Source organism: Promicromonospora sp. NFX87 (assembly GCF_048564965.1).
Lineage (GTDB): Bacteria > Actinomycetota > Actinomycetes > Actinomycetales > Cellulomonadaceae > Promicromonospora.
In genome coordinates this window covers 2,020,528-2,047,092 of record NZ_CP183413.1, presented here as the reverse complement: position 1 = coordinate 2,047,092, position 26,565 = coordinate 2,020,528, and the positions used below count along the sequence as shown (strand labels likewise).

At 72.8% G+C, this 26,565-nt stretch carries 21 protein-coding genes; 6 read left to right on the top strand and 15 right to left on the bottom strand.

The features are described from left to right. Nucleotides 1–48 precede the first annotated feature (48 nt). A complete protein-coding gene (locus ACNYC2_RS09140) occupies nucleotides 49–1,152 on the bottom strand; it encodes an outer membrane lipoprotein carrier protein LolA (protein WP_419706713.1) in 1,104 nt (367 codons plus the stop codon). A gap of 141 nt (nucleotides 1,153–1,293) precedes the next feature. Here ACNYC2_RS09140 and ACNYC2_RS09135 point away from each other — a divergent pair, with 141 nt between their 5' ends. Together ACNYC2_RS09135 and ACNYC2_RS09130 are read left to right on the top strand one after the other, a co-directional pair. Continuing rightward, on the top strand, nucleotides 1,294–1,977 hold the full coding sequence (locus ACNYC2_RS09135) for a response regulator transcription factor (protein WP_419706712.1): 684 nt from the start codon (nucleotides 1,294–1,296) through the stop codon (nucleotides 1,975–1,977). A 56-nt stretch (nucleotides 1,978–2,033) separates the two neighbouring features. Continuing rightward, entirely contained in the window at nucleotides 2,034–3,329 is a 1,296-nt protein-coding gene (locus tag ACNYC2_RS09130) for a sensor histidine kinase (protein WP_419706711.1), read from the top strand. Nucleotides 3,330–3,341: 12 nt separating this feature from the next. Here ACNYC2_RS09130 and ACNYC2_RS09125 read toward each other — a convergent pair whose 3' ends face one another. Next, nucleotides 3,342–3,911 carry a TetR family transcriptional regulator gene (locus ACNYC2_RS09125; RefSeq protein ID WP_419706710.1) on the bottom strand — a complete coding sequence of 190 codons (570 nt, stop codon included), beginning with the start codon at nucleotides 3,909–3,911 and terminating at the stop codon, nucleotides 3,342–3,344. A gap of 136 nt (nucleotides 3,912–4,047) precedes the next feature. Between ACNYC2_RS09125 and ACNYC2_RS09120 the strand changes: the two genes are divergently transcribed. Continuing rightward, nucleotides 4,048–5,451, top strand: a complete 1,404-nt coding sequence (locus tag ACNYC2_RS09120; RefSeq protein ID WP_419706709.1) for an FAD-dependent monooxygenase — start codon at nucleotides 4,048–4,050, stop codon at nucleotides 5,449–5,451. Here the strand turns inward: ACNYC2_RS09120 and ACNYC2_RS09115 are convergent. The 5 genes from ACNYC2_RS09115 to aspS form a co-directional block, all read right to left on the bottom strand. Continuing rightward, nucleotides 5,445–6,086: a DUF4190 domain-containing protein gene (locus ACNYC2_RS09115; RefSeq protein WP_419706708.1), complete on the bottom strand. Its 642-nt coding sequence runs from the start codon at nucleotides 6,084–6,086 to the stop codon at nucleotides 5,445–5,447. The genes ACNYC2_RS09120 and ACNYC2_RS09115 overlap by 7 nt on opposite strands. 63 nt (nucleotides 6,087–6,149) lie before the next feature. Further along, complete coding sequence (locus ACNYC2_RS09110; RefSeq protein WP_419706707.1) at nucleotides 6,150–6,629, bottom strand: DUF4190 domain-containing protein; 480 nt, start codon at nucleotides 6,627–6,629, stop codon at nucleotides 6,150–6,152. A 118-nt stretch (nucleotides 6,630–6,747) separates the two neighbouring features. After that, nucleotides 6,748–7,329: a DUF4190 domain-containing protein gene (locus ACNYC2_RS09105; RefSeq protein WP_419706706.1), complete on the bottom strand. Its 582-nt coding sequence runs from the start codon at nucleotides 7,327–7,329 to the stop codon at nucleotides 6,748–6,750. 141 nt (nucleotides 7,330–7,470) lie between these two features. Beyond that, a complete protein-coding gene (locus tag ACNYC2_RS09100; protein WP_419706705.1) occupies nucleotides 7,471–7,983 on the bottom strand; it encodes a DUF4190 domain-containing protein in 513 nt (170 codons plus the stop codon). Between the two features lie 197 nt (nucleotides 7,984–8,180). After that, the gene (aspS, locus tag ACNYC2_RS09095; RefSeq protein ID WP_419706704.1) at nucleotides 8,181–9,974 is read right to left on the bottom strand and encodes an aspartate--tRNA ligase; all 1,794 of its coding nucleotides are present in this window, start codon (nucleotides 9,972–9,974) and stop codon (nucleotides 8,181–8,183) included. A 109-nt stretch (nucleotides 9,975–10,083) separates the two neighbouring features. Here aspS and ACNYC2_RS09090 point away from each other — a divergent pair, with 109 nt between their 5' ends. Continuing rightward, nucleotides 10,084–10,554 carry a PPOX class F420-dependent oxidoreductase gene (locus ACNYC2_RS09090; protein ID WP_419706703.1) on the top strand — a complete coding sequence of 157 codons (471 nt, stop codon included), beginning with the start codon at nucleotides 10,084–10,086 and terminating at the stop codon, nucleotides 10,552–10,554. A gap of 15 nt (nucleotides 10,555–10,569) precedes the next feature. On the opposite strand, the gene ACNYC2_RS09085 is transcribed toward ACNYC2_RS09090, so the two are convergent. The 4 genes from ACNYC2_RS09085 to ACNYC2_RS09070 form a co-directional block, all read right to left on the bottom strand. After that, nucleotides 10,570–10,851: a hypothetical protein gene (locus ACNYC2_RS09085; RefSeq protein WP_419706702.1), complete on the bottom strand. Its 282-nt coding sequence runs from the start codon at nucleotides 10,849–10,851 to the stop codon at nucleotides 10,570–10,572. Nucleotides 10,852–10,916: 65 nt separating this feature from the next. After that, complete coding sequence (locus tag ACNYC2_RS09080) at nucleotides 10,917–12,701, bottom strand: insulinase family protein (protein ID WP_419706701.1); 1,785 nt, start codon at nucleotides 12,699–12,701, stop codon at nucleotides 10,917–10,919. Beyond that, on the bottom strand, nucleotides 12,698–14,428 hold the full coding sequence (locus ACNYC2_RS09075) for a hypothetical protein (RefSeq protein WP_419706700.1): 1,731 nt from the start codon (nucleotides 14,426–14,428) through the stop codon (nucleotides 12,698–12,700). The genes ACNYC2_RS09080 and ACNYC2_RS09075 overlap by 4 nt, the downstream gene beginning before the upstream one ends. Further along, a complete protein-coding gene (locus tag ACNYC2_RS09070; RefSeq protein ID WP_419706699.1) occupies nucleotides 14,425–15,399 on the bottom strand; it encodes a hypothetical protein in 975 nt (324 codons plus the stop codon). The genes ACNYC2_RS09075 and ACNYC2_RS09070 overlap by 4 nt, the downstream gene beginning before the upstream one ends. Nucleotides 15,400–15,588: 189 nt before the next feature. Between ACNYC2_RS09070 and ACNYC2_RS09065 the strand changes: the two genes are divergently transcribed. Continuing rightward, entirely contained in the window at nucleotides 15,589–16,803 is a 1,215-nt protein-coding gene (locus ACNYC2_RS09065; RefSeq protein ID WP_419706698.1) for a pyridoxal phosphate-dependent aminotransferase, read from the top strand. Nucleotides 16,804–16,904: 101 nt separating this feature from the next. Here ACNYC2_RS09065 and ACNYC2_RS09060 read toward each other — a convergent pair whose 3' ends face one another. The 4 genes from ACNYC2_RS09060 to ACNYC2_RS09045 all read right to left on the bottom strand — a co-directional run bounded on the left by ACNYC2_RS09060 (nucleotide 16,905) and on the right by ACNYC2_RS09045 (nucleotide 22,560). Then, nucleotides 16,905–18,530, bottom strand: coding sequence for an alpha/beta fold hydrolase (locus ACNYC2_RS09060; RefSeq protein ID WP_419706697.1), 1,626 nt, complete (start codon nucleotides 18,528–18,530; stop codon nucleotides 16,905–16,907). 50 nt (nucleotides 18,531–18,580) lie between these two features. Further along, nucleotides 18,581–20,632 (bottom strand): hypothetical protein, encoded by a 2,052-nt coding sequence (locus ACNYC2_RS09055; RefSeq protein ID WP_419706696.1) that lies wholly within the window; start codon nucleotides 20,630–20,632, stop codon nucleotides 18,581–18,583. Between the two features lie 163 nt (nucleotides 20,633–20,795). Continuing rightward, entirely contained in the window at nucleotides 20,796–21,380 is a 585-nt protein-coding gene (locus ACNYC2_RS09050) for a GNAT family N-acetyltransferase (RefSeq protein WP_419706695.1), read from the bottom strand. Between the two features lie 58 nt (nucleotides 21,381–21,438). Then, nucleotides 21,439–22,560 (bottom strand): Rv2578c family radical SAM protein, encoded by a 1,122-nt coding sequence (locus ACNYC2_RS09045; RefSeq protein WP_419707800.1) that lies wholly within the window; start codon nucleotides 22,558–22,560, stop codon nucleotides 21,439–21,441. Between the two features lie 165 nt (nucleotides 22,561–22,725). On the opposite strand from ACNYC2_RS09045, the gene ACNYC2_RS09040 reads away from it, so the two are divergent. Continuing rightward, complete coding sequence (locus ACNYC2_RS09040) at nucleotides 22,726–26,559, top strand: S8 family serine peptidase (RefSeq protein WP_419706694.1); 3,834 nt, start codon at nucleotides 22,726–22,728, stop codon at nucleotides 26,557–26,559. Nucleotides 26,560–26,565 lie beyond the last annotated feature (6 nt).

Below are 26,565 nucleotides of genomic sequence, written 5' to 3'. Positions count from 1 at the left end.
AGCCGCTCGCGGCCTCCGGCACCGTCGCTTCGGCGGCGTGCGCCTGCGTCACTGCCGGGCCGTGTCGTCGAGCGAGTCGAGGGCGTCGACGAGCACCTGCCGCGGCACCGCGCCGGCCGCGATGCGGCCGTCGTCGGTGAGGACGACGCCGCCGACGGCGACCTGCACGTGGGTCCCGGAGCCGAACTCGCCGGACACCGGTGCACCGATCTGCTCGAGCATCCCGCCGAGGTCCTGAGCGCCCTCCGGGGCGCCCTCGAAGGAGTCCGCGGACGGCGCCTCGGCGGGCGCCTCGCCGATGACCACGGTGTCCCAGCCGTCGCCGACCGTCGTCGTCCGCTCCTCGACGGCGTCCTCGCCCCCGGCGTCGCGGAGCGCGCCCGCGGCGTCGTCCGCCTCGGTGGTCTCGACCTCAGCGCCGTCCGGCGGCGTGAACTCGAACAGGTCCGCGTCCTGCGCGCCGAGCTCCAGCTCGACGAAACCGAGCGACAGGACGGGATCGGACGTCCCGTTTGCGAAGACGTCGAACCGCAGCGGGATCCGCGTCTCCGCGTCGATCGCCACGGTGATCTCCCTCAGCAGCGTCTTCTCGGACGGCTTCGGCGTCAGCACCAGCTCGTACGCCGCGCGGTCGGCGACCTTCGCGGTGCCGTCCACGAAGATGTCGCTGGTCGGACGAAGGCGCTCGATGATCTCGGCGGCCGCCTGCGACGGGTCCGCCAGCTCGGCCTCGGCGTGCCCGCGCGCGGCGTCGGCGTCGGCCGCGTCCCAGGTGAGGCCCTTGGCCGTGCGCTCCTGCGAGTCGTAGGCCCACGCCTCGTCGGCGTTCTTGACCAACGTCAGCTCGGACGCCTGCCGCTCGACCTGGATCCGGGCGCCCTCCTTGCCGTCGTGGAACACGCGCACCGTCTCGAAGTCGAGCGCCTCGGTCCCGGGTACGGCGGGCAGGCCCAGCTCGTTCTTCAGCTCGGCCTCTCCTGCGAACGCCGGCGCCTCGGCCGCGAGCGCCGAGGCGACCAGCTCCTCCGCGCCGATTTCCGGCAGCACCGGCTCGTCGTCCGCACCCGCGGGCAGGGCGCTCAGCGCGAGGCCGGCGAGCCCCAGGGTGATTCCCGATCCCGCGGCGACCAGTGCCTTCGTCCTGGGCCTCATGTCCGGCTCCTTCGCTCCTCGACCAGTGTGCGCTACCGATACCCACAACGATGCCCCTTGCCTGCTGAGACCTTCCTCAGGGAGCGGTGGGCTCCGTGCGGCATGCTCCGGCGGGGCTTGCCATACGGCATGCTGGGCGGCATGAGGCCGCAGATCCTCGTGGTCGACGACGAGCCGGGCGTCCGCAAGGCGCTCGACCGCGGCCTGCGCGCGGAGGGCATGGACGTCACGGTGGCCGCGGACGGACCGTCGGCGCTCGAGCTGGCCCGCACCGGGTCGTTCGACGCGATCCTGCTGGACATCATGCTTCCCGGCCTGTCCGGGTACCGCGTGCTCCAGGAGCTGCGGTCCGACGGCGTCGCGACGCCCGTGCTGCTCGTGTCGGCGAAGGATGGCGAGGTGGACCAGGCCGACGGCCTGGACCTCGGGGCCGACGGCTACGTGGTCAAGCCGTTCTCCTTCGTGGTGCTCCTCGCCCAGCTACGCGCGACCCTGCGCCGGGCGGCGGCGGGGACCGCGCGGGACCGGATCCGGCTCGGGCCGCTGACGATCGACCGGGAGGCGCGCACCGCACGGTACGACGGCGTCGACGTCACCCTGAGCCCGCGCGAGTACGCGCTGCTGGAGGCCCTGGCCCTGCGGGCCGGGACGGTGCTGACCAAGGACGAGCTGCTGCACGAGGTGTGGGGCGACGAATGGGCGGCGACCAGGAACGTCGTGGAGGTCTACGTCGGCTACCTGCGCCGCAAGCTGTCCGCCGCGGGCGCCGACGACCTGGTCCGGACCGTGCGGGGGCGCGGGTACCAGCTCGGCGAGCCACGCTAGTGCGGGCATCAGGGCGGACGACGCCGGGTGGGCGCTGGGCGGGCACGTCGCTGCGCGTGCGGATCACGGCCCTCGTCACGGCGGTCACGCTGGCCTGCCTGCTCGGCCTCGCGACGGTCGCCGGCCGAGGGCTGGGGCCGCTGCTGACGGATGCGGTGGACGACGAGCTCCAGGAGGCGCTGGGCGGCGCGGCGCGCTCCGTCGCCGCGGGCACCGCGCCCGCCGTGCCCGACGGCCTGGCGGTCCGGGTCCTGGACACCGCGGGCGGCCCCGTCGACGACGGCGCACCCCCGGCCCTGACGCGCGACGAGGTGCGCGGCCTGAAGGCCGGCACGCCGACCACCGCGGACGGCCGGGGGCCGGTCCGCTGGCACGGCACCGTCGTCACCGTCCCGGACGGCAACCAGCGGCTCGTGGTCGTCGGGGCCGGACTCGTGGGGCAGCGCGCCGCCGAGGCCTCGGGCAGCCGGTGGCTGCTGGTGACGGCGCTCGTCGGGACGATGGTCGCGGGGGTGGCGATCTGGTTCGCCGTCGGCTCGGCGCTGCGCCCGGTCGCGCGGATGCGCCGGTCCGTCCGCGGTCTCGCACCCGGTCAGCGCGTGGCGGTGCCCGACGCCGCGGCCAGCGAGCTGCGCGCCCTGGCCGACGACTTCAACGCCCTGCTGGACCAGCAGGACGCCACCGCCGAACGCCTGCGGCGGTTCACCGGCGACGCCGCGCACGAGCTCCGCTCCCCCGTGGCGTCCATCCGCCTCCAGTCGGAGGTCGCGGTGGCGAACCCCGACCCGGAGCTCTCGCACGAGGTGCACGCCGACGTCCTGGCCGACGCCGAGCGGCTCTCGACGCTGCTCGACGGGCTGCTGGTGCTGGCCCGCTCGGATGCCGGCGAGCTCCCGCCGTCCGAGACCGTCGACCTGGTGGGCGAGGTGCGCGCCGCGGTGGAGCGCGCCGGGGAGCAGCCGGTGCAGCTGGTGCAGCTGGTGGTCAACGCCATGACCGGCCAGGCCTGGGCGGCCGCGGCGCACACCGAGGTCGAGGTCGTCCTCGACAACCTGCTGCGCAACGCCTGCCGGTACACCCGGACGCGGGTGGTGGTGTCGGTGCTCACGAGCCGGTCCACCGTCCGCGTGCTGGTCGACGACGACGGGCCGGGCGTCCGGCCGGAGCACCGGTCGAAGATCTTCGACCGCTTCTACCGGGTCTCCGACGACCGTGCCCGCGCCTCCGGCGGCGCCGGCCTCGGCCTGGCGCTGGTCGCGGAGCTCGTCCGCCGCCGCGGCGGCCGGGTCGCGGTCGGCGAGTCACCGGACGGCGGCGCCAGGTTCACCGTCGTCTGGCCCCGGGCGGTCTGAGCCGCCAGCTGATCACGGCGCCTCCGCGGTGATGTACCGCTGCACGGTGGGCGCGAGCCAGGCGACGACGTCGTCGCGCGACATGTCCGCGGCCGGACCGAACTTGAGCACGTACCGCACCAGCGCCATGCCGAGCACCTGCGAGGCCACGAGCGCGGCGCGGCGTTCGGCGTCCGCCGGGACGGGCACGAACGCGCGCGCGGCCGGCACGAGCTGGGTGCCGAACACCTGGCGCAGGCGGTCGGAGCCGGACTCGTTGGTCACGCCCACGCGCAGCAGGGTCCGCAGCACGGTGTCCCGCTCCCACAGCTCGAGGAAGTGCGTGACCAGGACCACGCCGAGCTGGTCCGGGTCGATCTCGCTGAGGTCCGGGAAGTCGAGCTCGACGTCGATCACCGCGGCGAACAGGCCCTCCTTGGAGCCGTAGTAGCGCATGACCATGGAGGGGTCGATCCCGGCGTCGCGTGCGATGGCGCGCACCGTCGCACGCTCGTACCCGTCGGCCGCGAAGCGCTCCTTCGCCGCGTCCAGGATCGCGGCGCGGGTCGTGTCGGAGCGGCGGCGGACCTCAGAACCTGTCATGTCAACAACTGTAGGCCAACATCTGTTGACGTGTGCGCGGCACGCTGGCTAGGGTTGTCAACAAGCGTTGGCCAACAACCGTTGGCGAACAAGCGTTGGCGGAACAGCCGCCGGCGCGACAGCCGAGGAGGACACCATGAGCACGGACGTCATAGTTGTCGGAGCGGGACCCACCGGCCTCCTGCTCGCCGGAGACCTCGCGACCGCGGGCGCCCGCGTCACCGTGCTGGAGAAGCGTCCGGCGGGGCTGAGCAACCTCACCCGGGCGTTCGCCGTGCACGCCCGCAGCCTGGAGGTGCTCGACGCGCGGGGCCTCGCGGACGAGCTGCTCCCCAAGGGCCAGCCGGTCCGGAGCCTCCAGCTCTTCCAGCGCCTCACGATCAACCTGGCGGACCTGCCGTCCCGGTTCCAGTACGTGCTCATCGCGCCGCAGTACGAGGTGGAGCGGCTGCTGCGCCGGCGGGCCGAGGAGGCCGGCGCCGTGTTCCGGCACGACGCCGAGGTCACGGGCCTGACCCAGGACGCAGAGAGCGTCACCGTCACCACCGCCGACGGCTCGTCGCTGCGCGCCGAGTACGTGGTCGGCACCGACGGCGCCCGGTCCACGGTGCGGGGAGCGGTCGGCATCCCGTTCCCGGGCCGCGCCGTCATCCGCTCGATGGTCCTGGCCGACGTCCGGCTCGCCCGCAAGCCCGGCGATCTCCTCACGGTCTCGGCCGAGAACAGCTCGCTGGGCTTCCTCGCCCCGTTCGGCGACGGCTGGTACCGGTTCATCGGCTGGCACGGCAACCGCGACGTCAGCGAGGACGAGCCGGTCGACCTCGACGAGGTGCGCTCGATCGCCCGCGCCACGCTGAAGGACGACTTCGGCATGCACGACCCGCGCTTCCTGTCCCGCTTCCACGCGGACGAGCGGCAGGCACCCACCTACCGCAAGGGCCGCGTGCTGCTGGCGGGCGACGCCGCCCACGTGCACAGCCCGGCGGGCGGCCTCGGTATGAACACGGGCATGCAGGACGCCGCGAACCTGGGCTGGAAGCTCGCCGCCGCCCTGCGGCTGCCCGACGGCGCGGGGGCCGCCGTCCTCGACAGCTACGAGGCCGAGCGGCACCCCGTCGGCAAGCAGGTGCTCCGGGCGAGCGGCGGCATCCTGCGGGTGGCCACCCTCCCGGGACCGCTGTTCGCGGCCGTACGCCGATCCGTGATCGGCGTCGTGTCGCACGTCGCCCCGGTCCGGCGTCGGGCCGCGCTCACCGTGTCCGCGCTCGGCGTCGCGTACCGGGGCCAGCGCGGGGCGCACCCGCTGGTCGGGACGCGGGCACGCGACCTGCCGCTCGAGGGTGGCTCGCGCCTCGCCGAGGCGCTGCGCGCGGGCCGGTTCGTCCTGGTCGCCCCCGCGGGCGTGCCGACGCCGGACCTGCCCGGCGCGCTCGGCGAGGTGGACCCCGCCGAGCGCGTGGTGGCCCGCCGGGCCGACGGCGGAGTCACCGCCCTGCTGGTCCGCCCCGACGGTTACGTCGCGGCGGCCAGGGCTCAGTAGTCGGAGTAGTCCGAGTAGCTGGAGGAGCCGTTGAAGAAGCCCTCCCGGAACTCCGGGATGCTGAACAGGATGCCGATGCCGATGCCACCGAGCACCGTCAGCCCGATGGTGACCCAGCCGGTGATGATGCCGCCCAGAGCCAGACCGGGGTTGTCGGCGAGGCCCTCCTTGTTGGCCTTGCGGCTCATGTAGCCCGTGATGAGGGCGGGGACGGCCGCGATGAAACCGACCAGACAGCTGAACAGCATGACGATGCTGAGGATGCCCAGCACGAGCGACCACACGCCGAGCGCGTTCTTCTCGGCGGGGGCGGTGTACCCGTAGGGGGCTCCGTACTGGGCCGGCTGCGGCTGGTACGGACCGGGCGGGCCGCCCTGCTGGTACGGCTGCTCGGAGTACGGCTGCTGATAGGGCTGCTGCTGGGAGTACGGCTGCTGCTCGGCGGGCCCCGGCTGGTAGGGCTGGGCCGGCGCGGGCTGCTGCAGGTCCGGGTACGGCTGTCCGTAAGGGGGCGGTACCGCTGCCTGGTCCGGCGCGGGGGCCGGGTCCGGCGTCGGAGCCTGGTCAGGGGCGGGGCCCGGGGTGTTCTCCCGCGGAGGCTCGTACGGGGACTTCCACTCGTCTGGCTGGGTCATGCTCGTACCTTCCACGTGCGGGGTTTCAGGGTGCTGTGCTCCGTAGCGAGCGATCTGTTCGGCTCATGTCTGGGAGACCGTGAGCGCCGCTCCGAGGAGCCCGACGATCACGATGCCGACCCACACGACCACGGCGGCGCCGACCAGGGCGATGTTGATCCAGCCGAGGATGAGTCCGGCCGTCGCCGCACCGGAGTTGTTCGCCAGGCCCGCCCGGATCGCCTTCCTGCTGGCGTTCCCGGTGGCGACCGCGACGATGCCGAGGACGAGCGGGCAGAGGATCCAGCTCAGGATGCCGGTCACCAGGGACCAGACGCCCAGATCGTTCTTCGGCGGCGGGGGCGCGTAACCGTACTGCTGCGGCGGGCCGTACTGGTACTGGGCCTGGCCCTGCGGCACGTGCGGCTGCAGCTGTCCGGAGGGGTACTGGCCGGTCGGGTACTGGCCGGTCGGCTGCGGTCCGGTCGGGTACTGCCCGCTCGGGTACTGCCCGGTCGGGTTCGGCGGGTCGTGGGGGACGTACCCGTCGTCGGGCTGGGTCATCGGGGGGCTGCCTTCCAGGCTCAGCCGCGCCAGCGGCGCGGACACAGGACGACGAGTCAGCCCGCCGCGATCCGAGAAGTTATCACCTCGGATGCGACGGGCTGACAGGCTGCGGGTGTCAGTTGTTCTCGAGGTTCTCGAGCTCGTCCATGAGCTCCTCGAGCTCAGGGTCCATGGTCTGACCGCTGTCGCCGTACTCCTGCTCCATCTGCTCCATCTGCTCCTGGAAGGCAGGGTCGTTGACCGTCGTCGCCGCCACGATCGCGCCGGCGATGACGAAGCCGAGCACGACGGTGGTCCACGCGATGCCGACCCAGCCGGTGATGATGCCCACGAGGCCCATGGCGCCGTTGTCGGCCTGGCCCTCCTGCTGGGCCTTGCGGCTCTTGTGACCGGTGATGATCGCGGCGATACCCGTGAGCAGGCCGCAGCCCAGCACGGCCAGGATGCCCAGCACGAGCGACCACACGCCGAGGCTGTTCTTCGGCAGCGGCGCGGCACCGTACGGCGCGGGCTGCCCACCCTGCGCGTAGACCGGCGCCTGCTCGTACTGCTGCTGATAGGGCTGCTGCTGCTCGTACGGCTGCTGCTCGTACGGCGCGGGCTGCCCGGGAACCGAGCCCGGCGGCGTGGCCGGCTGGCCCTGCTCCGGCTGCTGCGGCGGGTCGTACGGCGACTGGCCGCCGTCAGGCTGGGTCATCGTGCTGCCTTTCTGATTGCGTGGCACCGGGGCTGAACCGGCGGAGAGGAGCCAAACCTACAGGTCGGAGGCCGTCCGGGGCACGTGAGACACACGTCCTCGCACGGGGAGAACTGCCCTTGTCCCGGCGCGGGCCGGGGATCAGTAGCCGTAGCCGTTCATGTCGTTCACGTCGCTCCACTCGCCGAACGCTCCGGCGAGCAGCCCGGCGCTCAGCAGGACGAAGAAGAGCACGATGCCGAGGACCGACAGCCCGATGTTGACCCAGCCCAGGATCACACCGGCGGTGGCCATGCCGCGGTTGTCCGCCAGGCCCTCGTCGGCGGCCTTGCGGCCCATGGTGCCCGTGATGATCGCGGCGACGCCGAGCAGGATCGGGCACATCACGTAGCTGAGGATTCCGGTGACCAGCGACCAGACGGCCAGGTCGTTCTTGGGCGGCGGGGGCGTGTATCCGTACTGCGGGGCGGCCGGGGCCGTGGGCTGCCCGTAGGGCGCGGTGGCACCGCTCTGCTCGAAGGATTCCGTGCGGTCCGGGTCCGCCGGACCGGCCGGGGGCTCAGCGCCGAGCGACGACCCCGGCAGGGGCTGGGTGGGCTGCGTCTCCGGGTCCTGCTGAGGATCGCGCGGTGTGCCGCCTGCGTTCTCGGTCATGAGGCCACCTTCCAGGTCTGTGTCCCGGGGTGCCGGGACCGGCGCCCCGGTTCCACCTAACCAGTGATGCGGTGGGCGCGCCCGGGAAACACGCGGGTCAGGCCCGTTATCGCGCCCTCGGCCGTGACACGGCCGAGGCCCTGCCCGGAGAAGATCTCTCCGGCCAGGGCCTCGGCACCTCGGTCATGTACCTCGTGTCACGCCGTGGTGGTGACAGCCACCGGCACCGCGGCCTCGGGCTTGAAGTCCACGCCGGCCTCCTTGCGCTGCTCCGGCGTGATCGGCGCCGGGGCCGCCGTCAGCGGGTCGAAGCCGCCGCCCGACTTCGGGAACGCGATGACGTCGCGGATCGACGCCGACTTCGTCAGCAGCGCGACGATGCGGTCCCAGCCGAACGCGATGCCGCCGTGCGGCGGGGCGCCGAACGCGAAGGCGTCGAGCAGGAAGCCGAACTTCTCCTGCGCCTCCTCCTGCCCGATGCCCATGACCTCGAAGACGCGCTCCTGCACGTCACGGCGGTGGATACGGATCGAGCCGCCGCCGATCTCGTTGCCGTTGCACACGATGTCGTAGGCGTAGGCCAGGGCGTCGCCCGGCGCCTCCTCGAACCTGTCGACCCACTCGGGGGTGGGCGACGTGAAGGCGTGGTGCACGGCGGTCCAGGCGGACGAGCCGAGGTCGACGTCGTCGTCCTCGCCGGCCGGCTTGAACAGCGGCGCGTCGACGATCCACACGAACGCCCAGGCGTCCTCGTCGATCTGGCCGGTCCGGTGCGCGATCTCGACGCGCGCGGCACCGAGCAGCGAGCGCGAGTCCGAGGTCTTGCCGGCGGCGAAGAACACCGCGTCGCCCGGCTCGGCGCCGGTGACCTTCGCGAGGTTCGCCCGCTCGTCGTCGGACAGGTTCTTGGCGACCGGGCCGCCGAGCTCGCCGTCCTCCGAGAACGTCACGTACGCGAGGCCGCGCGCGCCACGCTGCTTGGCCCACTCCTGCCACGCGTCGAACTGGCGACGCGGCTGGGACGCCCCGCCCTGCATGACGACGGCGCCCACGTACTCCGCCTGGAAGACGCGGAACGGCGTGTCGGCGAAGAAGTCGGTGAGCTCGACGATCGGGTTGCCGAAGCGCAGGTCGGGCTTGTCCGAGCCGTACAGGCGCATGGCCTCGTGGAACGTCATGCGCTGGATCGGGGTCGGGATCTCGACGTCGACCAGGGCCCACAGCGCCTGCAGGATCTGCTCCCCCAGGGCGATGACGTCGTCCTGGTCCACGAAGCTCATCTCGACGTCGAGCTGCGTGAACTCGGGCTGCCGGTCCGCGCGGAAGTCCTCGTCGCGGTAGCAGCGCGCGATCTGGTAGTAGCGCTCCATGCCGCTGACCATGAGCAGCTGCTTGAACAGCTGCGGCGACTGCGGCAGGGCGTACCAGGAGCCGGGCGCCAGGCGGGCCGGGACCAGGAAGTCGCGAGCACCCTCCGGGGTGGACCGGGTGAGCGTCGGCGTCTCGATCTCGACGAAGTCCTGCGCGTCCAGCACGCGCCGCGCGGCCTGGTTGGCCTTGGAGCGCAGGCGCAGCGCGGCGGCCGGGGCCGGCCGGCGCAGGTCGAGGTAGCGGTGCTTGAGGCGCGCCTCCTCGCCGATGACCTCGGTGTCCGCGAGCGCGGTGGAGACCTGGAACGGCAGCGGGGCCGACTCGTTGAGCGTGACGACCTCGGTCGCGACGACCTCGATCTCGCCGGTGGCCAGGTTGGGGTTGGCGTTGCCCTCGGGGCGGCGGCCGACCTCACCGGTCACCTGCAGCACGTACTCCGCGCGCAGCGGGTGGGCGATCTCCTCGTCCCGGATGACCACCTGGGCGATGCCCGAAGCGTCACGCAGGTCGATGAACGCCACTCCTCCGTGGTCACGGCGGCGATCGACCCAGCCCGTGAGAGTGACGGTCTGGCCGATGTGCTCGGCTCGTAGCGAGCCGGCCGTGTTGGTGCGGAGCACTGAGAGGTCCTTCCAGCGTGGGGGTGAGGGTCCCGAGAATTCTAGTCACCGTCGAGCCTCCTTGGCGCCGTCGGCCGGGGTGTGGGTGGTCCGGCGTAGCCTGGCGCTCATGCCCAGGACCATCGCAACGAACACCACCGTGACCCGTGACGAGCTGCTGGAGTTCCTCCGCTCGCGCCGCAACGGGATCCTCGTGACCAGCAGGGCCGACGGCGCCCCGCAGCTCAGCCCCGTGACCTACGGCGTGGACCCGCAGGGGCGCGTCGTCGTCTCCACGTACCCGGAGCGCGCCAAGGTGCGGAACCTGAAGGCGCGCCCCGCCGCGTCGTTCATGGCGCTGGGCGAGGACTTCGGCGAGGCCTGGGTCCAGGTGGACGGCACCGCGGAGGTGCTGGACGTCCCGGAGTCCGTCGAGCCGCTGGTCGACTACTTCCGTGCCGCCGCGGGCAAGGAGCACCCCGACTGGGACGAGTACCGCGCCGCCATGGTCGAGCAGGGCAAGTCGCTGGTGCGGATCACGATCGAGCGCTGGGGGCCGATCGCGACGGGCGGGTTCCCCGCGCGGCTCGCGGAGGGGTGACCCGCCCGTCGAACGTCAGCCCTTCTTCGGGTGGCGCCTGCGCACCAGGGTCCACGTCAGCATGAAGAGAGCGAACGCGATCACCCAGTCCCAGATCCCGGGCAGCGACCCGAACGCGAAGTCGATGCCGAAGTTCCGGTTGAGGATGATCTGCCCGAACGCGAGCACGAGCACGATCACGACCCAGAGGGCCACGACGAGAAGCACGGTCACCGCGACCGAGGCCCGCGGGGCGCCTCCCGGGTCCGGCGCCTGGTCCGGGATCTCGTCGGTGGCCGCGTCGTGTCGGGTGTCCATCTGATCCTTGTCCATGTGTAAGTCCCTGTGTCAGTCCATGAGATCTCGGCACGCATGCCGAGCGGTCAGCCGTTCTTCGGGTCGCCCTTGTCCTCGCCGCCCATCCGGAGGATGGCGCGGTAAGCCAGCCAGGTGACGCCCGCGCAGGCCAGGCCCGCGGGGACCATGAGCGCCGGCACCGACCATTCGGGCTCACCGTCCAGCAGGCTGCCCACCCACGCCATGAGGGTCGCCGCGGAGAAGACCGTGCCGCCCGCTCCGGCGAGGAGCAGGAGCACCAGGGCGAGGACGGCCACGAGCTTGCCGACCTCGAGCGCCGCCTTGCCGGTGCCGGCCACCGCGGCCCCCGCGGTCCGGAGGATCCCGACCTCCTCGACCTCGCGGTCGGCGCGCGCCCGTGCCGCCCGGTTGATCCGGTCCTTGTCCGGCCGTTCCGGTGCGGCCTCGCGGGGCACGTGCACCATCAGCTCCTCGGGCACGCGCCGGTCGACGAGCTCCGCGACCCGCGACCCGTCGAGGTCGTCGTGGAGGGTCGGTTCGAACGGTATCTGCGCACCGTCCAGCCCGACCAGGAGTCGGCCGCCGTCCGGGTGGGCCAGCAGCACGGCGGTCTCGTCGAACCGGACGGTGGTCCGGGTCCGCCCGTCGCGCAGCGTGGCACCCGCGTCGCCGAGCACGATCGTCGCGTCGGCGTCGATGCGCTCGAAGGCTCGGCCCGAGACGGGTTCGCCCGCACCGCGGGTGACGAGCGACGTGCCCGCCCAGCCCTGTCCGACGGGTGCGACCAGCAGCCCCGAGTCCCACGCCTGGTGTGCGAGCGAGCGGATGTCGGCGGCGGTCACCGCGGCGATCGCGGCGCGCCGCTCGGCCGGCGTCGGGACCGGTCGGCCCAGCAGGGTCCGGACCGCGTCGTCGGGCAGCCAGGCGGCCTCCTGGTGCGGTTCGTCGAACGCGACCAGCAGGTGTGCGCGGGCTACCTCCAGCTCGTCCGCGTCGACCGCGTACCGGAGCCGCCCCCAGGTGTCCAGGAACTCGCCGGTCGCCGCCGCGGCGGTCTCCCCGCGCAGTCCCGCGGCGATCTGGAACGTGGCCCACTCGCCGTCGAGAACGTCGACGGACGTGGACACGTCGTACGTCCAGCCGCGGTCGTGGCGCAGGTTCTTGAACAGCGCCCGTCGAGCGACCTCCGCGAGCACGACGGCTGCCGGCACGTCCGGCACGAGGGCGTCCCAGAGCACCTTCGTCCCGCCTGCGGGAGCGTCGGCGGGAAGCGGCTGCGTCGGGTTGTGGACCGGCGGTAGCGGCGGCAGCGGCGCCGTGCCCACGGCGTCGGGCAGCGGAAGATCCAGGTCGGGCGCCGTCTCCCCGGTGTACCAGACGACGGCGTTCGAACCGGCGAAGCGCTCGCGTGCCCAGGCCCGCAGGTGCTCGTCGGTCGCCCCGTACAGTCCCGTGTACTCGCCGGGTCCGAGGCCGTAGCCCTGCAACCCGAATCGCCAGGGTGGCAGCACGGCGCCGTCGGTCGCGCGCTCCCGCAGCGCGCGGGTCTCGGTCGCGCGGTGCCGTACCGGCAGGTCCGCCAGGGCGCGCGACAGGTCGCGCAGCGTGGTCCGTACCCGGTCGTCGGACCCGCTCACCCGGACCTCGGTCACGGTGGGCCCCACGGAGGCGGCGACGTCGAGCCCCGGTCGTTCGACCGCACGGAGCGCGAGCGCGACGACGAGAGCCGTGGTGCCGCTGGTGGGCAGGGTCTCGTCGGCGTACCCGACCCGGAACACGAGTCCGCCCGTCGCCCGGCCCGGTCGGTGTGCGTACAGCTCGCGCGGGCGGGTCTGCGCGTCGGTGGTCATCGTTCTTCCTTCGGGTGTCGCTTCTTGATGAGGCCGTACGTCGCCCAGCCCAGGGCGAGCAGGGGCAGGAAGCCCAGTCGGATGTTGACGTCGAAGGCCTCCTGCAGGAGCACCTGACCGCCGCCGAGCACGACCACGCCTGCGGCCCAGAGGCCGAGGACGAGGCCGACCGTCGCCAGGACCGAGCGTGGTCCCGCGTCGGCCTTGACGCGCGGAGCGGCTTCCTTCGCGGGCCGTCGCGCCACCGGGATCTCGTCCGGCTCGCGCGCGGGCAGGTGCACGACCACGTTCGCGGGCACGCGAGGATCCACGTGCGCCGCGACCGCCGCCGGGTCCAGCCCGCCGTACATGGTCGGCTCGATCAGGATCCGGAACCCGTCCGCGCCGGTGAGCGCGCGGGCGCCGTCGGGCACGGTCTCCAGCAGCACGCAGTCCTCGAACCGGACGGTGACGGCGCCCTGGGGGGTCACCGTGCCGACGCCGTCGGGCGCCAGGACGAGCGAGAGGTCCGGTACGTCGATGCGCTGGAAGCTACGGCCCTCAGGGCGCCGCTCCGACCAGCTCGCCACGGGGTCGATCCCCGCCCAGTCCATGTCGAGCGGGCCGAACCACAGCGCGTTCCCCCACGCCTCGCGGGCGACGGCCCGGACCTCGTCCGCCGTGACGCTCTCCACCTGCTCCCGCATCCGCTCCGGCCCGTCGAGCGGGCGCCCGGTGACCATGCGGTGGGCCAGCCCGGGAAGGAGGGCCGCCGCGGGGGCCGCCGCGGCCTCGGTGAGCTCCTCGACGGCTCCGGCACGCGCCGCGGCCAGGTCGTCGCCGGTCACGTGGAACCGCAGGCCGCTCAGCGCGTCGGCCAGGCCCCCGGCGGCCGCGTCCTGCCGGCCCTCGGTGCCCTGGACCGCCACCGACAGGCGCGTGTGCTCCGCGTCGAGGAAGTCGTGGTCGACGTCGATGGTGCTCGCGATGTCGGCGGTGCCGCGCAGGTCGCGGTGCAGCACCTCCCGGAGCACGCGTGCCGTCAGTCCTCCGGCGGTGCCACGGGGCACGACGGTGTCGAGCGCGACACCGTCCTCCAGGCCGGTGAGGTAGGCAGGGCCCGTCCCGAGCAGGTCCGTGAGGACCGGTGACGGCATCCGCTCACCCGCCGGCAGCCTCAGGTCGAGGCCCTCGGGCAGCGCGTCCGCCGTGATCCAGGCGACGGCGTTCTCGCGCGTGAACCACGTGGACGCCCAGTCGAGCACCTCGTCGGTCGTGATCCGGTCGAGGCCCCGCTCGCCGTACCCGGCCAGGCCGAAGCCGCGAGCGCCGTGCCTGCTGATCCGCAGGCGTGCGCCGATGCCTCGGTGTCTTCCCGCGGCCTCGGAGCGGAGGATGTCCTTCTCGGTGTCGATGAGGTCGACCGGCAGGGCGCGCAGCGCCGAGCAGACGTCGTTCAGGTAGGTGACGACGTCGGTGGCGGAGCCTCCGACGTGGAACAGGGTGATGTCCGCGTGCGTCTGCCCGTTCAGGTGCGCCTCGCCGAGGACCTGGTCGCGCAGGGCGAGGTGCTCGATGAGATGGGTGATGCCCGAGGTGGCGAGCGTCTCGTGCGCCGAGCCGACGCGGAAGATGATGCCGCCGCCGGTGTTGCCCTCCCGAGGCGCGAGGAGCACGGGGACGCCGTCGGCCTCGGCGAGGGTGACGCCGGGGTAGCCGGTGAGGTCCGGCAGCGTGGGCGCGCTCATGCGCGCGCGCCGGCGGGGATGCCGGCCGCCTTCGCGGCGTCGTCGCGCTTGGTGCGGTACGTCTTCTCGGCCCCGTTGTAGTAGCTCCAGAAGCCCTCGACCGGCGCGTCCCCCAGGGCCTCGAAGTGCGGCCAGGCGTCGGCCGGCGCCTTGGCGATCGTGAAGAGCAGGGCGAGGTTCGCGTGGGCGATCGCCGTCGCCGCCGTCGGCGCGTGGTCAGGGTGCAGCACGGTGGTGGCGGCCGCCGTGCGGACCCGGTCGAGCATGGCTGGCGGGACCGTCTTCTCGCCGTCGGCCCATCGCTCGAGCGCGAGGTCGACGACGAGCGCGGGTCCGAGCTCTCCCGGCGAGGCTCCCGCGGTGCACTCCTCGACGAACCGGGAGGCGTCCTCCCACGAGCCGCTCCACTTGGGCAGGATCTGCTGGAGGTACACCCGCTGCGCGGCGAAGACCTGCGGGTCGAGGGCCGCGAGCCGGTCGTACCGACGTCGTGCCTCGCCGTGCCCCAGCTGCAGGCCGCGGGCCGTGGTGATCCGGGGCTCCCAGGCCGGCGCGTAGCCGGGGTGCTCCGAGCACAGGTCGAACAGGACGCGCTCGGCCCGCCGGAGCCAGTCGTGGAACTGCTCGAACTGGGCCGCGGAGACGTACTCGGCGCGGGCGCGCGACCGGATGGCCCAGCCCACCGTGACGTACCGGACGGCGCGCAGGGTGCGTGCGAGCGGTGTGCCGTCGTCGGCGGCCTCGATCGCCGCCGTGAGGCGCTGCGCCTCGTCGGTGACCCCGGCGTCGGTGTCGGCGATCGCCCACAGCGCGGCCGCGATGTCGTCCGGCGCGGTGAAGCCGCGGACGACCGCGAGCGCCGCCGCCGGGTCGCCCGCGTCCCGGGCCGCCCGCAGGGCGGCACCGTCGGGTACGTGTGCCAGCGGGTCGAAGAATGTCGCGGTCGGTGCCGCGTCGCGTGTGGTGGCCATCAGTTACCTGTCTGGGGGTCGAGATCGTGGGGGGCGTCGATGCCCGACCGGAGATTACTGGCGCCGCGGGGACCGACCAGGCGAAATCGGACCGTTGCCCGGGTGAACTTCCCGGAAGCGCTCGGGACGGTCATCTCGCCCCGAGGCGGAGGCGTGCGGGCACGGCGCGGGACCTGCGACCATGAGCCGGTGCGAGAGATCAAGCAGAGCCGCAAGCTGAAGTCCGTCCGCTACGACGTCCGGGGTCCGATCCTCGAGGAGGCGTACCGGCTCGAGGCGGAGGGTCACAAGGTCCTCAAGCTGAACGTCGGCAACCCGGCGCCGTTCGGGTTCGAGGCGCCCGAGGCGATCCTGGCGGACATGATCCACCACCTGCCCGACGCACAGGGGTACAGCGACAGCCGGGGCATCTACTCGGCACGCACGGCGGTCGCGAACTACTACCAGACCCACGGCCTCGACACGCGCGTGGACGACGTCTTCATCGGCAACGGCGTCTCCGAGATGATCAGCCTGGTGCTGCAGGCCCTGATCGACGACGGCGACGAGGTGCTGATCCCCGCGCCGGACTACCCGCTGTGGACCGGGGCCGTGAGCCTGCAGGGCGGCAAGCCGGTGCACTACCTGTGCGACGAGTCCAACGGGTGGAACCCCGACCTGGAGAACATCGAGTCGCTGATCACGCCCGCCACCCGGGCGCTGGTGGTGATCAACCCGAACAACCCGACGGGCGCCGTCTACAGCGAGTCGACGGTCAAGGGCCTCGCGGAGCTGGCCCGCAAGCACGACCTGATCCTCCTGAGCGACGAGATCTACGAGAAGATCCTGTTCGACGGCGCCACGCACCACCACACCGCGACCTTCGCCGCCGACGACGTCCTGTGCATCACGTTCAGCGGCCTGTCGAAGGCGTACCGGGTCTGCGGCTACCGGTCGGGCTGGGCCATGATCTCCGGCCCCAGGCACCGGGCCAGGGACTTCCTCGAGGGCCTCACCCTCGTCGCGAACATGCGCATGTGTGCCAACGTGCCCGCACAGCACGCCATCCAGACGGCGCTGGGCGGCTACCAGTCGATCGAGCAGTTCATCGTGCCCGGCGGCCGGTTCTACGAGCAGTCGATGCTCGCCGACAAGCTGCTCAACGACATCCCGGGCGTCACGTCGGTGCGGCCGCGCGGGGCGCTGTACTGCTTCCCGCGGCTGGATCCCGAGGTGTACCGGATCAAGGACGACGAGGCCTTCGTGATCGGGCTGCTGCGCGACAAGAAGATCCTGGTCACGCACGGCACCGGGTTCAACTGGCCGGAGCCCGACCACTTCCGCCTCGTGACGCTGCCCGACGTCGAGGTCCTCACCGAGGCGATCGGCCGGATCGCCGAGCACCTGGAGACCCTGCGCGCCTGAGGGTCTCTTCCGCGAAGTAGAGCGCCTGTCCGGGTCTCCCTGTTGTTGCCAGTTATTGGCAGGGAGACCCGGACAGGCGCTCTACTTCGCGGGAGGGACGGTCAGCCGGCCGGCGCGAACGGCACGAAGTCCTGCTCGCACACGGCACCGTCGTCGGCCTCGAGCGTGACGAGGTACTCCGCGATCGCCGCGTCGGCGCAGTCGCTCCGGCCGATCGTCGTGTGCCCCCAGCCGTCGACGGTGAGCATCCGGGCGTCCGGCCACAGGGAGGCGTACGGCGCGGTGAAGCCGTAGTTCGTGGCCGCGTCGAACCGGGTGCCGATCACGAGCACGGGCTGCTGTGTCGTCTGCTCCCACGGGCCGGCGTACGCGTCCTCGTCGTGGACGGGGACGAACTCGCACTGGATACCCAGCCAGCCACGGAACAGCCCGAAGTGCGGGTACTGCTCGTCGAGCGCCTCGACCTTGGCCGGGTAGGACGACAGGCGCCCCGGGAGGTCGGCGTCCGCGCACACGGGGCCGACCTGTCCACCGATGGACTGGTAGTCCTCCGAGATACCGAGGCGGCGCAGCAGCTCGCTGATCGACGGGCCGGAACCCCGGGCGGCCTCGGCGCTCGTCGACGGGGCCACGCCCGTCATGAGCGCGAGCTGTGCGACGAAGGCCGCCTGGTTCTCCCAGTCCGCCGCGTCCCACATCGTGAAGAACATCTGGCCCACCAGGTGCCCGTACCCGAACGTCATGGTGGTCCCCGGGCCCGTCGGGAGCTCGACGGGCTGCTCCTTCAGCGCCGCGTACACGTCCTCGACGACCTCGGCGGGGTCCCCCAGGGCGTTGAGCGCGCACCGCTCGCCCCCCTCGGTGCACAGCCGCACGAACTCGCCATAGGTATCGCTGGCACCCTCCGCCTGCCGGATCCGGTCGCCGAAGAGCTTGCCGTCCGCGGCTCCCGTCCACACCCGGGGGTCGAGCGTGCCGTCGAGCACCATCGCACGGACGTTGTCCGGGAAGAGCTTCCCGTACGTCGCGCCCAGGACCGTGCCGTACGAGTAGCCCACGTAGGTGAGCGTGTCCTCGCCCAGCCCCTGCCGCAGCACGTCCATGTCGCGGGCCACGTTGGCCGTCGACGCCGTCGCCAGGCGGTCACCGCCGAAGATCGTGCAGCCCCTGGCGAGCGTCGCCGCCTCACGCACGAACCGGGCGTTCTGAGACTCGTCCTGCGGGAGGATCAGGCTCGACGCCATGAACTCCTGCTCGTCCGCCAGCGTGGGGAAGCACGTGGTCGGATCGGACTGCCCGATGCCGCGCGGGTCGAAGCTGACGATGTCGAAGCGCTCGCGGACGGACGCGTCGAAGAGGCCCGCGCCGATCCCGTGCAGGGTCGACACGCCCGACCCGCCGGGGCCGCCGAAGTTGACCACCACGCTGCCGATGCGGTTCTCCTGGTCCAGCGCGGGCAGGCGGGTCACCGCGACGGTGGTGGTGGGCCCCTGCGGCTCGTCGTAGTCCGAGGGCACCTCGATCGCGGCGCAGTCGAAGGCTGCAGCGGCCTCGTTAGCGCACGTGGTCCAGGGGATGTCCGCCGCAGCCGTCGTGGCCGACGGTGAGGTCGTGGTCGCTGACTGGGCGGGCACGGCGCCCACGGCCAGCGAGCCGACGAAGAGTAGGGAAAGGACTGGGACGAGGGTCGCGCGTGCTCGGCGCGACGCCGTCGAGCGCAGGATCATGAGCCGAGTGAAACAGGTGAATCAGGCATACGCCACGAAAGTTCGCCCGCTCAGGACTTCTTCCCTTCGGTGCGGGGCAGTGCGTACAGGATGGTCTCGTCGCCCTGTGTCGCGACGACGAATGCGAGGTTCTTCGTCAGTGCCGCGACGGGTGCGCTCTCGTCCGGGTTCTCGGTGACCTTGAGCTTGACGCCGTCCGGGGTGAGGGTCGCGACCGCGGGCTTGTCCTTGCTCGTGCCGTACACGGTGCGCCCGATCACCGCCTCGGGCGTGATGTCTCCGAGGTCGGCGACCACGGGCTTGGGACCGACGTCCACGAGCACCGGCCCGATCGTCCGGCCGGAACCGGCACGGTCACGCAGGGGCTCGGTGCCGGGCGCGAACGCCGAGGCCCGGATCAGACCGGTCGCACGGATCGTGTTGCGGTTCAGACCGACCAACGCCAGGACGTCCTTCTTCGAGTCCTTCGTGTGCCACACGACGGCGAGCTGGTTACCACCCACCGCGATCGCCGCGGTCGGGTCGCCGACGGCCTGCTTCGGCCGGGGCAGGTCCTTACGGACCGGGTCCGTCCCTGGGGCGATCGTCCACCACGCGCCCGGACCGACCGCGATGACGTGCTGCGGCGTCGCCGCGACCGGCGTCGCACCCTCGGGCACCTGGAGGGTGACCGTGGTGGCGTTCTTCTTGTCCAGCAGGGCGACCTTCTGGTCCGGGAGCACGATCAGCGGGGCCGTGCCGTCGTAGGTGACCTCGGCCTCCTCGCTGCCCAGGTCGATGGTCGTCGGCGCCACCCCGGCGGGGTCGGGGGCCTCCAGCGGCCACACGTGCAGGGTTCCTGGGCTGTCGGCGGCCAGCACCGGCTCCGCGCCGATCTGCGACAGGCGCAGACCCTCGACAGGGTCCTGCCCTTCCCAGGTCACGGTTCCCTTGGCACGGTCGAAGATCGTGAACGTGCCGTCCTGAGCAGGCGCGGCGAGCACTCCGCCGTCGGGGGTGAGCAGGACCTGTGGTTCGTCACCGACCGGCACAGACCACAGCGCGGTCCGGTCAAAACCCGCGGGTGCCTGGACCGGGAGGGTCGCTCCCGCACCCGGCAGGGCCCCCACCGGGGTGCTGGGTCCGGGTTCGGGAAGGTTGCCGGTCAGGGCGATCACGCCGTACGTCCCGGCAGCGGCCAGCACGACCGCCCCCACGACCGCGGCCACGAGGAGGGCGGGGCGACGCCGGCGAGATGGTGCCGGCTCCGCCGGAGCAGGCGCGGCGTCCATGGCTTCGTCATGGGTCCGCACGACGGTGTCGACCTCGGGCGGCTCCAGGAACGGCGCGATGCCGGCGGCCTCGTCAGGGGCGCGCACGGGCTTGATGTCGGCGGGCAGCTCGAAGACCGGTGCGGTGCCGATGACCTCGCCATGGGCGCGCACGGCCGTCTCCTCGTCGGGCACGTCGAGGACGGGCGCCGCGTCGACCACCACCTCGTTGTGGGCGCGTACGACCGTCACGTCGTCGGGCAGCTCGAAAGGCGCCGCGTCGAGGACCTCGCCGTGCGCTCGCACGACCGTGGTGTCGTCGGGCAGCTCGCGGGGCGCCGGCCGGCTGACCGGGACGGAGTCGGTGATCGCCTGGGGCTCGGTGGAGATCGTCGTCGCCTGAGCCTGGCGGGCGGCGCGCGCCCAGGCGTCGGTGTCGGGCTTCTCGACGGCGGCCTGCTCGACTCCGGCCTGCTCGACGGCGGGATCGGCCGCGGTGGCCGCGCCGGTCGCGGGCGGCTCCGGAGTCGCCGGCCCGCCCGTGCTCGCCGTGCTCGGCGCGAAGGATGACGACGGCGCGGGGCTCGCCGAAAGGCCGTCGTCCGCCTGAACACGCCCGTCGGGATGCACGATCAGAGGCCACTGCCCGTCCGGCTCGATGGCCAGGACACGCACGGGGCGCTGCAGCTCGGCAGCGGTGTCGGCGATGCGCGCGAGGACCATCAGCCGGGCTTCCTCGACGGTGGGTGCCTGGACCGGATAGGTGATGCCGTCGATCGTGAGCTCACCAGTGCCGTCGGGCCGGGCCACGGCCTCGATACGGGGCCACTCGGGGACTGGGGCGGTGGTCATCGTGGTGCCTTTCTGGACTGCTGGCCGAGGGCGCGGCCTACCGTGGCCGGACGGGGGTGAGGAACGAGCTCGGTCACGGCCACACGGTAGCGCCGCAGGTCAGGGTACGGCGTGCAGGTCCTCCGGTGTTGGTGATCGTCTGCGGGTGCTCCACCCGGGGCTGTCAGGCGGACCCGCCCGGCGCCAGGCGGGTGTGGACATGCATGTCGTGGTGGCCGTCCGCGTGCAGGGCCGACCCACGGCGGGTCCCCTCCAAGGGGAAGCCCGCCTTCTCCGCCACCCGGCACGACGCCGGGTTCCGTGTCGAGTGCTCCAGCTCCAGGCGCCGGAAGCCGACGCCGAACGCCCAGCCGCTCGCCGCGGCCAGCGCCCTCGGCGCGAGTCCGCGTCCCCGAGCCGCGGGCACCGTCCAGTACGCGACCTCGGCGATGCCGTCGAACAGGATGAGGTCCTTGAGGGCGAGCCGGCCGAGCACCGCACCGTCGGCCCCGGCGACCGCCCACTCGAGGCGCCGCTCCTGTGCCCACGCCTGCCGCCAGGCCGAGATCATCTCGTGTGCCTCGTCGACCGAGTCGATCCCCCGCACGTGCCAGCGCCGGATGTCCGGATCGGCGTAGGCCGACATGACGGCCCGGGCGTCGCCGTCGGCCCACGGGCGCAGCTCGACGCCCTCGCCGAGCGGGAACGTGGGCTGCGGGAGCCCGGCGAGAGTGCCGGGCGCGACGGTGGGCGGAACGAGCTCGGGCATGGCCACACGCTAACGCCGCGGGTCACGGTGCGGCGTGCGGGCCACGGCGCGCGCTCCATCAGAACAGGGTCTCGCTCCCGACGTCCGCGACCAGGGACGCCGCACCGGTGCCGTCGGCCCGCACCCCGGTGAACGCACCACGCGGGTAGTCGCCCTCCACGTGCTGTCCGCCCTCGTGCGCTCCGGCGGCCCGGGCACGATGCATGGCCGCACCCCCGAGCCCGCGCTCTGCGATCAGCGGCCGCACCCGCTCCCAGAGCCAGTCGCGGTAGCCCTTGTGCGCATAGGCGCCGCGCGCGTAGACCCGGCCGTAGCCCTCCACGAGGTGCGGGTGGTCCCGTTCGAGCCAGCCCAGGTACCACTCGCGGGCACCGGGCCGCAGGTGCAGCGGCAGGACGGTGACGCCGGTCGCTCCCGCGTCGACGAGGTCGTCGAGGAGGCGTTCGAGGTGGGCGAGCGAGTCGGTGAGCCACGGCAGGACCGGCGCGACCATGACGCCGCACGGCAGGCCGGCGGCCCGGATCGCGCGGATCAGGTCGAGGCGTGCGCGGGGCGTCGGCGTGCCGGGCTCGACGGCCTGCTGCAGCTCCTTGCCCGCTGGCGAGTCGGCGAACGCGAGCGACACCCCGAGACCGACGTCGACCTTCTGTGCGGCCTGGATCAGCAGCGGCAGGTCGCGCCGCAGGAGCGTGCCCTTGGTGAGGATCGAGAACGGCGTGCCCGAGTCCGCGAGCGCCGAGATGATGCCGGGCATGAGCTTGTAGCGGCCCTCGGCCCGCTGGTACGGGTCGGTGTTGGTGCCGAGCGCGACGGCCTCGTGGGTCCAGGACGGCTTGGCCAGCTCGGCGCGCAGCACCTGGTCGGCGTTGACCTTGACGACCACCTGGGAGTCGAAGTCGTGCCCGGAATCTAGATCCAGATATTCGTGGGTGTTTCGGGCAAAGCAGTAAAAACAGGCATGCGAGCAGCCACGGTAAGGGTTCACCGTCCACTTGAACGGCATCTGCGACACCACCGGCACCTTCGACAGGGCGCTCTTCGCCAGCACCTCGTGGAAGGTCACGCCCGCGAACTCGGGCGACCGGACGGTTCGCAGCAGCCCGGCGGTGCGCAACCCGGGCAGCTCGAGCCCGGGAAGCGCACCGTCGTCGTGGTTGATCGCCTGACCGTTCCAGCGCATACCTGATTCGAACACGCGTTCGAGGCATGGGTCAAGCCGGCGCCGTCCCCCGGTCTTCGAAATCGTTTAGACACGCGCGCGATACAACGCAGGCGCCAACGTCTGCCACCGTCTCCGGCGATTGATCTCACCATTGCGCCACTGCGCCTTCACCTGGAGCTCACTGTGAAAATCAAGAGACTGGTCGTCGCGGCCACCGCCGCCGCGCTCGTCGTGGGTGCCTTGCCCACGGCGGCGGCCGAAAGCTCCACGCCGGCGGTCATGGCCGACACGAGCGAAGCTCCGGCCCCGGTACCGGACGCCGACGTCACCCTCATCACCGGTGACCGGGTCTCCACCCGTACGGCCGCCGACGGCTCACCCACCGTCGCGTTCGAGGCCGCGCCCCGGCCCGACGGACGCCCGGTGAGCTACGCCGCCTTCGGCGACGCGGCGGGCCACTACTTCGTCGTCCCGTCGGACGTCGCCGGCCTCGTGCCCGCCAAGCTGGACCTCAGGCTCTTCGACGTCGGCGCGCTCGCGACGACGCAGGACGACGACGGCCGGCTACCGGTGATCGTGCGGACCACCACCGCACGGGGAGCACGGTCGACCGCACCCACCTGGCGCGCCCTCGACGTCGACGCCGACCGGACCCTCGAGTCCATCGACGCGGTCGCCGGCGACGTCCCTGCCTCCGGAGCCCCCGCGCTCGTCGACGCCGTCGAGGACGGCGAGGCAGTCAGCAAGGTCTGGCTGGACGCGCCGCTCCAGGCGTCGGACGTCGACTCCGCGCCCCAGATCGGTGCGACCAACGCCTGGGACCTCGGCATCGACGGCACCGGCGTGACCGTCGCGGTCCTGGACTCCGGCATCGACACCAGCCATCCGGACCTCGACCAGGGGGTCGTGTCCCTCGAACGGGACTTCACGGGCTCCGGCAGCACCGGCGACGCCCTCGGCCACGGCACGCACGTCGCCTCGACCATCGCGGGCAGCGGCGAGGCGTCCGACGGCGAGAACCGTGGCATCGCGCCCGGCGCCCGGCTGCTCAACGCCCGCGTCCTGAACGACCAGGGCGAGGGCGACGAGTCGTGGGCCATCGACGCCATGGAGTGGGCGGCCTCGAACCACGCGGACGTCATCAACATGAGCCTCGGCGTGCGCGGCGGGTACACCGACGGCACGGACCCGTCGGCCCTCGCCGTCGACTCGATCTCGGCGCGCTACGACACGCTCGTGACCATCGCGGCGGGCAACGAGGGCAACGGAGGCACGCCGTTCACGGTCACTACGCCGGGTACCGCGGACAGCGCCCTGACGGTCGGTGCCGTGACGGACTCCGACGGCATCGCGTACTTCTCGTCGATGGGACCACGGTTCGGCGACTACGCGCTCAAGCCGGACATCACGGCCCCCGGCGACGGGATCGTCGCCGCCCGGGCCGCCGGCACGACCCCCGACCAGCCGGTCGGCGACCACTACGCGGCGATGTCCGGCACCTCGATGGCGACCCCGCACGTGGCCGGGGCGGCCGCGCTGCTGAAGCAGGCGCGGCCGGACCTGGACGGCGAGGCCATGAAGTCGGTGCTCATGGGCTCGGCAGAGCCGGGCGGCAACTCGGTCTTCGCCGAGGGTTCCGGCCGCACGTGGGTGCCCGGGGCGATCGCGGAGTCGCTCTACGCGACGCCGGCCTCGCTCTCGTTCGGCCTGTTCGACTCCCCCCGGGCCGAGCAGGCGCCGCGGACGGAGACCGTGACCTACACGAACGACTCCGACACGGCCGTCGAGGTGCGGCTCGCTCTCTCGGTCAACGCGGGCGACGGCGAACCGGTCCCCGCCGGTGTGGCGTCCCTGTCCGCGGACACGCTCACGATCCCGGCCCACGACGTCGCGTCGGTGGACGTGACCGTCGACCCGCGCCCTGACGAGCCCGACGTGTTCGCCGGGGTGCTCCGCGCGTCCGGCGCGGGATTTCCTGCCGTACGGACCGTGCTGGCGTTCCAGGTCAACCCCGACCTGTACACGCTCCGCATCGAGGCCAGCCGCCTCGGCGGCGCTCCGGCCAACAACCCGGACGCGGGCTGGGTCCACGGCATCGACGACCCGGACGTGAACCAGTGGTTCCAGTTCACGGACGGCGTCGCCGAGGTGAGCCTTCCCGCCGGACGCTACGCGGTGCAGGGCCAGCTGTTCGACGCGGTGTCGCCGTCGGCGGCGTTCTTCAGCGACATCACGACCTTCACCCGGGACGCCGACCTGACATCCGGCGACGCGACGCTGGTGCTGGACGGGAGCGACGCCGTCCCGGTGCGCATGGAGACGCCGAAGAAGGTCGCACCGCGTGCCCTGAGCTCGGACGTGGTCCGTGACATCCCCGGCCGGGGCGGGCCGGTGGCCACGGGCGTCTCGTTCAGCATCGGCGACTACGTCGGCGGTATGGACCTCGACGCGTACGTGCTGCGGGGCACCGACCCGCTCACGGGAGACGTCGCGGTGACGTCGCGCTACCTGCTGGACCAGCCGCTGCTCGACGTCTCGGCGGTGGGCAGGGGCAAGCCCCGCGACGTGTCGCGCGAGCTGGGCTACGCGGTCCGTTCCCCGCGGTACGAGGGCCGGATGTCGGCGCGGCTCGTGGACGGCGGGACAGGTACCCCCGAGGAGCTGGCCGCCGTGGGCGCGGACGGCGCCGTCGTGCTGGTCGAGGACACCGGGGACCTCTCGCTGAACCCGCAGTCGCAGGCTGCACACGACGCGGGGGCGGTCGCGCTGATCGTGTACGGGTCCACGCCGGGGCCGTTCTACCACCAGGTGGACAACCGGACGATCAACACGATGGACGACCAGGCGATACCGACGCTCACGCTGCCGCGTGACCTCGGGCGCGCGCTCGTCGAGGCCGGACGGCACGGCGCGACGCTGCGGGGCACGGGACGCGCGACGCCGTCCTACCAGTACGCACTCGGCTATCACGAGCAGGGCGGGGCGGTCCCCCGGTCGCTCACCTACCGGCCGTCGTCCAAGGACCTCGCCGCGGTCGAGACCGAGCTGCGCTCGTTCAGGCCGTTCGCGCCCGGGCTCCGCAACGCCGAGCGGATCACGATCTCCAGCGGCGGCACGATGAGCGGGTGGCAGGAGTCATGGACCAGCGGCGCGGTGAGCGGCCGCACGATCTACTACTCGACCGAGCCGGGCGTGAGGTTCCAGCACGGCGCCACCGCCGCCCAGGGCCTGAACGCCTGGCCGGCGTGGATCGACGGCAAGGCGGTGACCTACGAGCCCGGGCGGCAGCCGAAGGAGACCTACAACGCGCAGGTGCACCACGGCGGGTTCTGGGAGTCCCCGGCGACGCCGCAGGATGCCGCCGTCCACCGCGACGGCAGCACCCTCGGGATCAACCTGCCCTACCGGGTCGACGGCGAGGGCCACGCCCAGGAGTGGGGTCCGGACGAGGCCTCCACGGGCCGGTTCCGGGTCTGGCGGGGCGACGAGCTGCTGGCCGACGACCAGTACGGCACCTACGCCACGCCGCAGGTCGGCACGGGCCGCGAGCGGTTCCGCATCCGGCTGGAGACGCAGCGCGAGACACCCTGGTGGCCGCTGTCGACCGACGTGACCACCGAGTGGGGCTTCACCTCCAGCAGCACCAAGAACCCCGAGGTGCTGCCGCTGCTCCAGCTCGACTACGGCGTCCAGGGCCTGGACGCGTACAACACGGCAGGCCGGCGCGCCACCGAGCTGAACCTCAAGGTCTCGCACCAGGACGGCGCGACCGGCATCGCCCCCGTCACGGGCCTGAAGCTGTGGTCGTCCGCCGACGGCGGCGAGCACTGGGTGCCCGTGCGCGTCAGTCGCGCCAGGGACCATAGCAAGCCCGGCGGTGACGGCGCCTACACCGCCACCGTCACAGCTCCGCCCGGCGCGACGACGGTCTCGCTGCGGTCCGAGGCCCGGGACGCGGCGGGGGCGACGTTCTCCGAGACGGTGATCGACGCGTTCGCGGTCGACACCCGGCGCTGAGCGGTC

Coding starts and splice junctions, on each gene's coding strand:
- ACNYC2_RS09125 (WP_419706710.1), bottom strand. CDS start 3,911: ATGACAGGTTCTGAGGTCCGCCGCCGCTCCGACACGACCCGCGCCGCG.
- ACNYC2_RS09085 (WP_419706702.1), bottom strand. CDS start 10,851: ATGGACACCCGACACGACGCGGCCACCGACGAGATCCCGGACCAGGCG.
- ACNYC2_RS09105 (WP_419706706.1), bottom strand. CDS start 7,329: ATGACCCAGCCTGACGGCGGCCAGTCGCCGTACGACCCGCCGCAGCAG.
- ACNYC2_RS09080 (WP_419706701.1), bottom strand. CDS start 12,701: ATGACCACCGACGCGCAGACCCGCCCGCGCGAGCTGTACGCACACCGA.
- ACNYC2_RS09070 (WP_419706699.1), bottom strand. CDS start 15,399: ATGGCCACCACACGCGACGCGGCACCGACCGCGACATTCTTCGACCCG.
- ACNYC2_RS09060 (WP_419706697.1), bottom strand. CDS start 18,530: ATGATCCTGCGCTCGACGGCGTCGCGCCGAGCACGCGCGACCCTCGTC.
- ACNYC2_RS09090 (WP_419706703.1), top strand. CDS start 10,084: ATGCCCAGGACCATCGCAACGAACACCACCGTGACCCGTGACGAGCTG.
- ACNYC2_RS09140 (WP_419706713.1), bottom strand. CDS start 1,152: ATGAGGCCCAGGACGAAGGCACTGGTCGCCGCGGGATCGGGAATCACC.
- ACNYC2_RS09045 (WP_419707800.1), bottom strand. CDS start 22,560: ATGCGCTGGAACGGTCAGGCGATCAACCACGACGACGGTGCGCTTCCC.
- ACNYC2_RS09055 (WP_419706696.1), bottom strand. CDS start 20,632: ATGACCACCGCCCCAGTCCCCGAGTGGCCCCGTATCGAGGCCGTGGCC.
- ACNYC2_RS09050 (WP_419706695.1), bottom strand. CDS start 21,380: ATGCCCGAGCTCGTTCCGCCCACCGTCGCGCCCGGCACTCTCGCCGGG.
- ACNYC2_RS09120 (WP_419706709.1), top strand. CDS start 4,048: ATGAGCACGGACGTCATAGTTGTCGGAGCGGGACCCACCGGCCTCCTG.
- ACNYC2_RS09115 (WP_419706708.1), bottom strand. CDS start 6,086: ATGACCCAGCCAGACGAGTGGAAGTCCCCGTACGAGCCTCCGCGGGAG.
- ACNYC2_RS09135 (WP_419706712.1), top strand. CDS start 1,294: ATGAGGCCGCAGATCCTCGTGGTCGACGACGAGCCGGGCGTCCGCAAG.
- ACNYC2_RS09075 (WP_419706700.1), bottom strand. CDS start 14,428: ATGAGCGCGCCCACGCTGCCGGACCTCACCGGCTACCCCGGCGTCACC.
- ACNYC2_RS09100 (WP_419706705.1), bottom strand. CDS start 7,983: ATGACCGAGAACGCAGGCGGCACACCGCGCGATCCTCAGCAGGACCCG.
- ACNYC2_RS09110 (WP_419706707.1), bottom strand. CDS start 6,629: ATGACCCAGCCCGACGACGGGTACGTCCCCCACGACCCGCCGAACCCG.